The following is a 7341-nucleotide window of genomic DNA, read 5'->3' as shown; positions in this document are numbered from 1 at the left end:
GACAACGAGAACGCGGGCGACCAGCCGGGCATCCACCACCGTTCGGGATGCACGCAGTGATCAGACCTGGGTCCAAGACTCACTCCTGATCACTTAATTGGAACGGTTCAGACGGGCTTCCACGGCGTGCTCCTCGGTACGTTGTCCGCTGCTGCCCTCTAGGACAGGGCAGCCGGGCAGGCTGTGACAGGTACCGATGTGACGCGCGCCACCCCCGGGTGGGGCGGCGTCGAACGGGAGGCGTTTCCATGACGGGATCGGCGGATGCGGCGGGATCGATGGACGCGACGGACGCGGCGGACGCGGTCGGGTACCGGCCGCTGCTGTTCTCCATCGCCTACGGCATGACGGGCTCGGTGGGCGACGCCGAGGACCTCGTCCAGGACACCTTCCTCAACCTGACCCGCGCCCAACAGGCCGGCACCGCCATCACCAACCTGAAGGCGTACCTGACCACCGCGGTGACCAGGCTGGGCATCAACCACCTCGGCTCGGCCCGGGTGCGGCGCGAGACCTACGTCGGCCAGTGGCTGCCCGAGCCGGTCGTCGCCTTCGCCGACCGCCCCGGCGGCCCGGCCGAGCACGCCGAGCTGACCGATTCGCTGTCGATGGCCTTCCTCGTGATGCTGGAGGCCCTCTCCCCCGTCGAGCGCGCGGTGTTCATGCTGCGCGAGGCCTTCGGGTACGGCTACCCGGAGGTCGCGGAGCTGACCGGCAAGTCCGAGGCGAACTGCCGTCAGATCTTCGCCCGCGCCAGGAAGCGCCTGGCGGTGAGCGCGGACGCCCCGCTGCCCCCGACCCGGCGCGCGGAGGGCGACGAACTCGCCCGCCGCTTCTTCGAGGTCGCCGCCGGCGGGGACCTGGAGGAGCTGCTCGGCATGCTCGCCCCCGACGTCGTCCTGCACGGCGACGGCGGCGGCAAGGCCCAGGCCATCGGCCGCTCGGTCGACAACCCGCGCCAGGTCGCCCAGTTGCTCGTCAGCGGCATACGCCGGATCGCCGCCCTCGGCGCCACTCTGGTGCCGGCCCGGGTCAACGGGCACCCGGGCATGGTGGCGTACGACGGCCAGGGGCGCGTGCTCAACGTGGTCGCGCTCGACATCGTCGACGGCGCGGTGCGCGGGATCCACGCGGTGGCCAACCCGGACAAGCTCGGGCACCTGGGCGAGGTGTCCGACCTCGGGCTGCGGAAGGTGCGGCAACGGTAGGGGAATCATCTAGACTCCCCGCTTTGATCAACCATGTCGAAACGGGGAGACCGGTATGAACATCCGTCAGGTGGGCGCCGCAGCCCGCGTCATAGGCCGCCGCAACGCCCTGCGCTACCTGGCGATCGGCGTCGGGTCCGCGCTGGTCGCCGCCTGCTCCAGCGGCGGCAGCAGCAGTGGTGACGGCGGGAAGACGGCAAGCGGCGGCCCGGCCGCCGCCCCGCCCACCGGTTCCGGCGACTCCCCCGCCCCCACCGCCGCCCCGCCCGCCACCGCGAAGCCGACCGTCGCCGACCGCGCCTTCGACGCCTTCGTGCGCGGCGACTGGACTCTCCAGTCCACCAGCTCCCGGGGCAAGCCCATGCACGGCAAGGTCACCGTCCAGACCGACGGCGGCGGCAACGGCGGCTGGACGATCACCTGGGACGGCCAGACCGGCAAGGCGGGCACCTGGCGCGGCAGCTTCCTGCTGCGCGGCGGACACCTGGCGCTGGACTTCTTCGACGGCCCCGGCCCGCTGGTCAACGAACACCGCTCCCCCGAGGCCCTCAGCGTCCCCGCGACGGTGGGCGACAGCGTCCAACTCACCCTGCCCTGGCAGCCGCCCGGCTCCAACGACAGCAGCCGGGAGAACCTGGCGGTGACGTATGACGGCACCACCCTGACCATCGTCCACACCGCCGGCAGCAGCAGGACCACCCACGTCTGCACCCGCGCCTGACGCACCGCACCCCCCGGGGCACGGCGCTCAGACGGCGTCCTTGGGCGTGCGGTAGGCGGTGAGGCGCGCCACGTCGGGCCCGACGCGCCGCCAGGGGCCCCGGAAGGCCAGCACCGCGATGGCGGCCGTCGGGAAGCGGCCCCGCATCCGGGCCAGTTGGCCGTCGTCCTCGGCCTCGCCGGCCAGGGTGTCGGCCGCCTCGTGGATCACCGGGTTGTGGCCGAGCACGAGCAGGGTGCCCACGTCGTCCGGGGTCTCGGTGAGCAGGGCGATGAGCTGCTCACCGAAGCCGATGTCGTAGAGGCGCTCGTCGTAGACGGTCTCGGGCTCGGCAGGCAGTTCGGCGGCCATGAGCGCCCAGGTCTGGCGGGTGCGCACGGCGGTGGAGACCAGCGCGAGGTCCGGGGTCAGGCCCTGGTCGGCGAGCCAACGACCGGCCGCCGGGGCGGCCTTGCGGCCCCGCTCGGCCAGGGGGCGGTCGTGGTCGTCCACGTCGGGCCAGTCGGACTTGGCGTGGCGCACCAGGACGATCCGGCGCTGCTTCTCCTCGGGCACGGGCTGCTCCGTGTTCTGCGTACGGGCGCGGGGGCTCGGCTGCCGGATCCGCAGTGGTGCGGCCGACAGTCGTGGTGACCCGTCCCAGGGGGTCGTGGAGCGGGTGCGGTCGCCTCACCCCGCACCCGCTCCACTCAAGCGACCCCGACCGTAGCGGAGTTGGCGCCGCACCTCACGGCTTACGAGTCCTGCAGGCGCACCGCCGTGCTGCGGATGGCGGGGAGCTTGGCGTAGAGGGCTTCCCCGGGGCATTCGGTGGCGAAGCCGTCGCGGTGGCCGGAGATGGCGGCGAATTCGACGACTTTGCCCTTCGGGTAGAGGCTGGCGTCGGAGCCGGAGGTGAGCTGGGCCTTGCCACCGGCCGACCGGCCGGTGAGGCCGAGCTTCCACGCGGCGATCTTCGCGAGGCCGTCCTGCAACGCCTGCGGCGGCTCGTCCGAGGTGTAGGTGCCGATGGCGGCGACGCCGGCGGAGTCGGTGTTGAAGCCGAGGGTGTGGGCGCCGAAGACGGGCTGGTCGACGCCGCCGGCGCGGCCCTCGTAGACGGTGCCGCAGCGGTCGACCAGGAAGTTGTAGCCGATGTCGCGCCAGCCGTTGCCCTGCACGTGGTACTGGTAGATCGACCTGATCACCCGGGGGGCGTCGGAGCAGGCGTAGTCGGTGGCGGTCGCGGTGTGGTGGACGAAGACCACCTTGACCGGGCCGGTGTACACGAAGCCCTGTTCACGGATGGACTCGTCCGCACCCCAGCCGGCCCGGGTGACGATGCCGGGGCGCGGGGCGGAGGCGGTGGCGGGAGCGGCCGGTCGCTCGGGCAGCGTCTGGGCGTCGGTGGAGACGGCTCCCTGACCGGGGTCGACGAGTTCGACCCGCAGTCCGCGCGGAAGGCCGGCCGGACCGGGGTGCACGTCCACCGCGACGCCGTCGCTGAGGCCGGTCCACAGCGGGGCGGTGGCGCCGTGCGGCGCGGACTCGGGGCCGTCCAGGGCATCGGCCTCCAGGGTGTGCCAGTCGCCCCACCGGCCGGTGGCGGCGTCCCGGGTGCGGACCCGCACGGAGCCTTGGGCGAGGGCGTCGGGAGCGCCGTCCCAGACCACGCCGAGAAGCTCGAACGCACGGGTGGCCCGGGGCGCGACCGCACCGCTGGCGGTGAGGGGGACGGAGGTGACCGAGCCGCCCCCGGCGGAGGTGCGCGGTGCCGGGGCGGGGGCACCCGAGCTGTCGGCGGCGGCGGGGGGCTGGAAGAGCAGGGCGGCGATGCAGCCGGCGAGGACGGCTGCCGGGATTGAGATCCTCATGGAACGGATGGTCACCACAATTCATCGCCCCTGCATGTCGTCGGCGGTCGGCACATCGTCACGCCAGGAGGCCGGCGCACGAGGACGGGGAACCGGGAATGCCTGGTCGAATTCGACCGGTCGGGCGGTTGGCACCGGCATCCGCACGTCCCTTCAAGAGCTCCGCCATACGGGGGATTTCGGTCGGCGGCGGCGTCCGGCAGGCCCGGTTCCGTCGCGGGCGTGACGGCGCGAACGGCGGCGCGGACCACACGGGGCGACGTTCGTCCGTGCTCCGTAATCCTTTGGGCCGGTGTGGTTAATCCGCGGCGGCGTTCCTCACGGTCCGGTGGTAAAGGAGCGTATTCAGAAGATCCGTTTTGAGGATCATCCAGGAGCGTCATGCGAATTCGAATCACCACCCTGGTCCTGTCCGGACTGACCTCGGCCGCCCTCGTATGGGGCGCGGGCGGCACGGCCTTCGCCTCGCCCGTCACCGACCACAGCGCGGCCGCCGGTCCGACGCAGTCCCAGGGCGAATGGGTCGACAGCCTTCTGCGCCTGGCCGGGGAGGGCAGCACCTCGGCGGACGGCGCCCAGACCTTCACCAGCGCTTTCCAGCCGACGCAGGCCGTCCGTCCCTCCCACCGGACCGACGACGCCGAGCCCGGGACAGCCCCGGCCGACGGCCAGGAGCCGGGCTCCGCGGCCCCGGCCGACAGCCAGGACCTGGCCTCCGCGGAGCCGGCCGACGCCGCGCAGCCGGATGACACGGCCAGGCCCGACAGGCAGGCCCCCAGGGGCGAGCGGCCGGCGGAGCAGATGCCGTCGACGCTTCCCGCGGACATGGGGGCGAACGGCGGCGAGAACTATGCCAGGTCCGGGCACGAGAACCACGGCCACATCAACCACGGCGGCGAGTTCATGTGCCTGCCCGGCTTCCCGGCCGGCCATGGCGAGCACGGCAAGCCCTGCGAGCACGGGGAACACGGCGAGCACGGCAAGCACTGCGAGCCCTGCGAGCACGGCAAGCCCGGCGAACACGGCGAACACGGCGAACACGGCAAGCCCGGCGAGCACGGCAAGCACTGCGAGCCCTGCGAGCACGCCAAGCCCGGGGAACACGGCAAGCCCGGCGAACACGGCAAGCACTGCGAGCCCTGCGAGCACGGCAAGCCCGGCGAACACGGCGAACACGGCGAACACGGCGAGCACGGCAAGCCCGGCGAGCACGGCGGCCAAGAGCAGAACCAGGACCAGAACGCCAACGCCGCGCAGAACCAGGGTCAGGACCAGCACGTCGACGTCACCGTCGTCGTGCAGAACACCGTCGCCAACAACCTCAACAACAGCGCCAACAACAGCGCCACCAGCAACTCGAACAACTCCGCGCACAACAGCGCCCAGAACACGGCCATCAACAGCCAGTCGGCCTCCCAGTCCAACCTGAACAAGATCAAGCTCGTCGCGGAGGAGGTGGAGGCCGTGCCGCCGCACAAGCCGGCCCACCACAAAGGGCACAAGCACGAGGTGAAGCCCGGCCACCACGGCGAGGAGGACCACGGCAAGGAACACCACGGCAAGGAGCACCACGGCAAGGAGCACCACCACGGCGAGCTGGCCCAGACCGGCGCCCCGAAGACCCCCGTCGTGCTCGGCCTCTCCGCCGCGTTCCTCGCGGCCGGCGCGGCGGCCACGCGGATCAGCCGCCGGCGCGCCTGACCGATCCGGAACACGGGAGAGCGGTAGCGCTCGACCACACGCGTGACAGCGGCCCCCACCAGGCATCGCCCTGGTGGGGGTCGCTGCCGTGGGCGCGGGTTCAGACCGGCACCGGGCCGCACATGTCCGCACGGTCGCGCGCTTCGTCGGCCCGGATCTCCCAGATGCCGTCCGCCACCTCGACGGACCTGGACCGGATCTCCTCGGACAGGTCCGCCGGCCACCGGGTCCCCTCCGACCACCGGGCCCCCGTCACCTCGGTGCCGGCCAGGTCGGCCGTGTGCAGGTCGGCACCGCTCAGATCCGCGCCCTGCAGACGGGCCCCGGTCAGGTCGGCGCCCCCCAGGCACGCATTGCACAGGACGGCATGAACGAGGCGGACATCGGTCAGATCGGCCTGGACCAGCACCGCGTCCGTCAGGTCGGCCCGCACCAGGTTGGCGCCGCGCAGCCGGGCACCGCGCAGGTCGGCACCGATCAGCTGCGCCCTGAACAGGTTGGCGTCCCGCAGCACGGCACCGCGCAGACCGGCTCCCCGCAGATCCGCACCGTTGAGGTCGGCACCGAGAAGATCCGCACCGGCCATGGCCGCGCCGGCCATGGCACCGTTCGCCAGGTCCGCCCCGCGCAGGTCAGCGCCCGCCAGCTGCCCACCGTGCCGGACCCGCCGGTACGGCTGGAAGGCCAGCGCCGCCCGCAGCATCGCCAGGAAGCCGGGGCGCGGCCACACCGGAGCGGGCGAACAGAACGGCGGTTCGGTTCTGGCGATGTAGCCGAGGACCTGACGGCCGAAGGAGTCAGCGAGCATCGACCGCTCCCTCCTCCCGAACCGCCTCCACACCGACCGCGCGACCGGACGGGGCGCCCGGCCTCGCCCGGGGCACCACCACGGCCTGAGGCTCGTCCACCGTGGCCCGGCGGGCGAGCTGCTCCAGGATCTTCGGCGCGGCGATGCCGACCGTGACGGCCCCGATCGCCCCGACGATCTGCCCGCCGGCCGCGTACACCGCCGCCAGACCGACACCGACGCCGAGCCGGATCGCGACCGCCACCAGGTACGGCGCCAGCGCGAGCCGGCCACGCCGCTTCCACGGAAAACCGCGCGAGGCGTGGATCGCCGCGTACAGGTCCCAAGCCTCGATCAGCCCCGACCCGAGCAGCCCCCACAGGCCCGCATGCCAGGTCGACATCCTGCTCCCTCCAACCACGTGCGTACGGCGGGCCCGGCGTGGCACCCGGCCGCCCGCCACCGGGAAGTCTCGTCACGTGTCGGACCGGCCGTCAATTCACTTTTCGATCAACCACGTTCGAGCGAATCCATCCGCTGACGGCGCCTCGTCGAAGACGCCGCTGACGCTCAACTGCCGCACGGGGTACGGTCCCCGGCATGACCTCCCCTCCCGCGGACCACACCGATCCCGACGTCACCCTCGTGCTCGCCGCCTACGCGGCGTACGCCCGGGGCGACATCGACGCCGCCGTCGCCGACCTCCACCCCGAGGTGGACTGGGTCGAGCCCGAGGAGTTCCCCGACGGGGGCCCGCACCGGGGCGCGGACGCCGTCCACCACTACCTGAGCGCCTCCTACTCGATGTGGCGCGAACTGCACTCCGAGCCGGTCGCCCACCGGCGCGGCGAGACCGTCGTCATCGTCCACCACGTGCACGGCGTCCTCACCGACGGCAGCCCGCACGACATCACCGTCGCCGACGTGTTCACCGTCCGCGACGGGCGGATCGTGAGCATGCACGCCTACGCCGACCCGGCCGAGGTGCTGTAGCGCGGCACCCCGCCGACCAGGAGTAGTCCACCCCTGGACGGGCGCGGCGTAGGAAGTCGGCCCGGCCGACTTCCTACC

Annotated in this window: 8 protein-coding genes; 4 read left to right on the top strand and 4 right to left on the bottom strand. The window is 72.8% G+C overall.

Going from position 1 to position 7341, the window contains the following annotated elements:
• Positions 1 to 248 precede the first annotated feature (248 nt).
• Both sigJ and ACFVWU_RS43695 read left to right on the top strand, forming a co-directional pair.
• The gene (gene sigJ, locus ACFVWU_RS43700; RefSeq protein WP_387632054.1) at positions 249 to 1208 is read left to right on the top strand and encodes an RNA polymerase sigma factor SigJ; all 960 of its coding nucleotides are present in this window, start codon (positions 249 to 251) and stop codon (positions 1206 to 1208) included.
• Between the two features lie 55 nt (positions 1209 to 1263).
• Positions 1264 to 1929 carry a hypothetical protein gene (locus ACFVWU_RS43695; protein ID WP_387632051.1) on the top strand — a complete coding sequence of 222 codons (666 nt, stop codon included), beginning with the start codon at positions 1264 to 1266 and terminating at the stop codon, positions 1927 to 1929.
• A 27-nt stretch (positions 1930 to 1956) separates the two neighbouring features.
• Here the strand turns inward: ACFVWU_RS43695 and ACFVWU_RS43690 are convergent, their stop codons facing one another.
• Positions 1957 to 2484, bottom strand: coding sequence for a SixA phosphatase family protein (locus ACFVWU_RS43690; RefSeq protein WP_387632049.1), 528 nt, complete (start codon positions 2482 to 2484; stop codon positions 1957 to 1959).
• Between the two features lie 179 nt (positions 2485 to 2663).
• Entirely contained in the window at positions 2664 to 3782 is a 1119-nt protein-coding gene (locus tag ACFVWU_RS43685; protein WP_387632047.1) for a peptidoglycan recognition protein, read from the bottom strand.
• 381 nt (positions 3783 to 4163) lie between these two features.
• Between ACFVWU_RS43685 and ACFVWU_RS43680 the strand changes: the two genes are divergently transcribed.
• A complete protein-coding gene (locus ACFVWU_RS43680) occupies positions 4164 to 5483 on the top strand; it encodes a hypothetical protein (RefSeq protein ID WP_387632044.1) in 1320 nt (439 codons plus the stop codon).
• Positions 5484 to 5583: 100 nt separating this feature from the next.
• Here the strand turns inward: ACFVWU_RS43680 and ACFVWU_RS43675 are convergent, their stop codons facing one another.
• Together ACFVWU_RS43675 and ACFVWU_RS43670 are read right to left on the bottom strand one after the other, a co-directional pair.
• The gene (locus tag ACFVWU_RS43675; protein WP_387632042.1) at positions 5584 to 6291 is read right to left on the bottom strand and encodes a pentapeptide repeat-containing protein; all 708 of its coding nucleotides are present in this window, start codon (positions 6289 to 6291) and stop codon (positions 5584 to 5586) included.
• Positions 6281 to 6673, bottom strand: coding sequence for a hypothetical protein (locus ACFVWU_RS43670; protein WP_387632039.1), 393 nt, complete (start codon positions 6671 to 6673; stop codon positions 6281 to 6283). The genes ACFVWU_RS43675 and ACFVWU_RS43670 overlap by 11 nt, the downstream gene beginning before the upstream one ends.
• Before the next feature lie 197 nt (positions 6674 to 6870).
• Here ACFVWU_RS43670 and ACFVWU_RS43665 point away from each other — a divergent pair, with 197 nt between their 5' ends.
• The gene (locus ACFVWU_RS43665) at positions 6871 to 7263 is read left to right on the top strand and encodes a nuclear transport factor 2 family protein (protein WP_387632037.1); all 393 of its coding nucleotides are present in this window, start codon (positions 6871 to 6873) and stop codon (positions 7261 to 7263) included.
• Positions 7264 to 7341 lie beyond the last annotated feature (78 nt).

The sequence above is a fragment of the Kitasatospora sp. NPDC058190 genome (genome assembly GCF_042883685.1).
Classification (GTDB): Bacteria; Actinomycetota; Actinomycetes; order Streptomycetales; family Streptomycetaceae; genus Kitasatospora.
Note: the sequence above shows the minus strand (reverse complement) of the source record. Positions and strands in the feature narration are given on the sequence as shown.

Coding starts and splice junctions, on each gene's coding strand:
- sigJ (WP_387632054.1), top strand. CDS start 249: ATGACGGGATCGGCGGATGCGGCGGGATCGATGGACGCGACGGACGCG.
- ACFVWU_RS43695 (WP_387632051.1), top strand. CDS start 1,264: ATGAACATCCGTCAGGTGGGCGCCGCAGCCCGCGTCATAGGCCGCCGC.
- ACFVWU_RS43685 (WP_387632047.1), bottom strand. CDS start 3,782: ATGAGGATCTCAATCCCGGCAGCCGTCCTCGCCGGCTGCATCGCCGCC.
- ACFVWU_RS43680 (WP_387632044.1), top strand. CDS start 4,164: ATGCGAATTCGAATCACCACCCTGGTCCTGTCCGGACTGACCTCGGCC.
- ACFVWU_RS43675 (WP_387632042.1), bottom strand. CDS start 6,291: ATGCTCGCTGACTCCTTCGGCCGTCAGGTCCTCGGCTACATCGCCAGA.
- ACFVWU_RS43670 (WP_387632039.1), bottom strand. CDS start 6,673: ATGTCGACCTGGCATGCGGGCCTGTGGGGGCTGCTCGGGTCGGGGCTG.
- ACFVWU_RS43665 (WP_387632037.1), top strand. CDS start 6,871: ATGACCTCCCCTCCCGCGGACCACACCGATCCCGACGTCACCCTCGTG.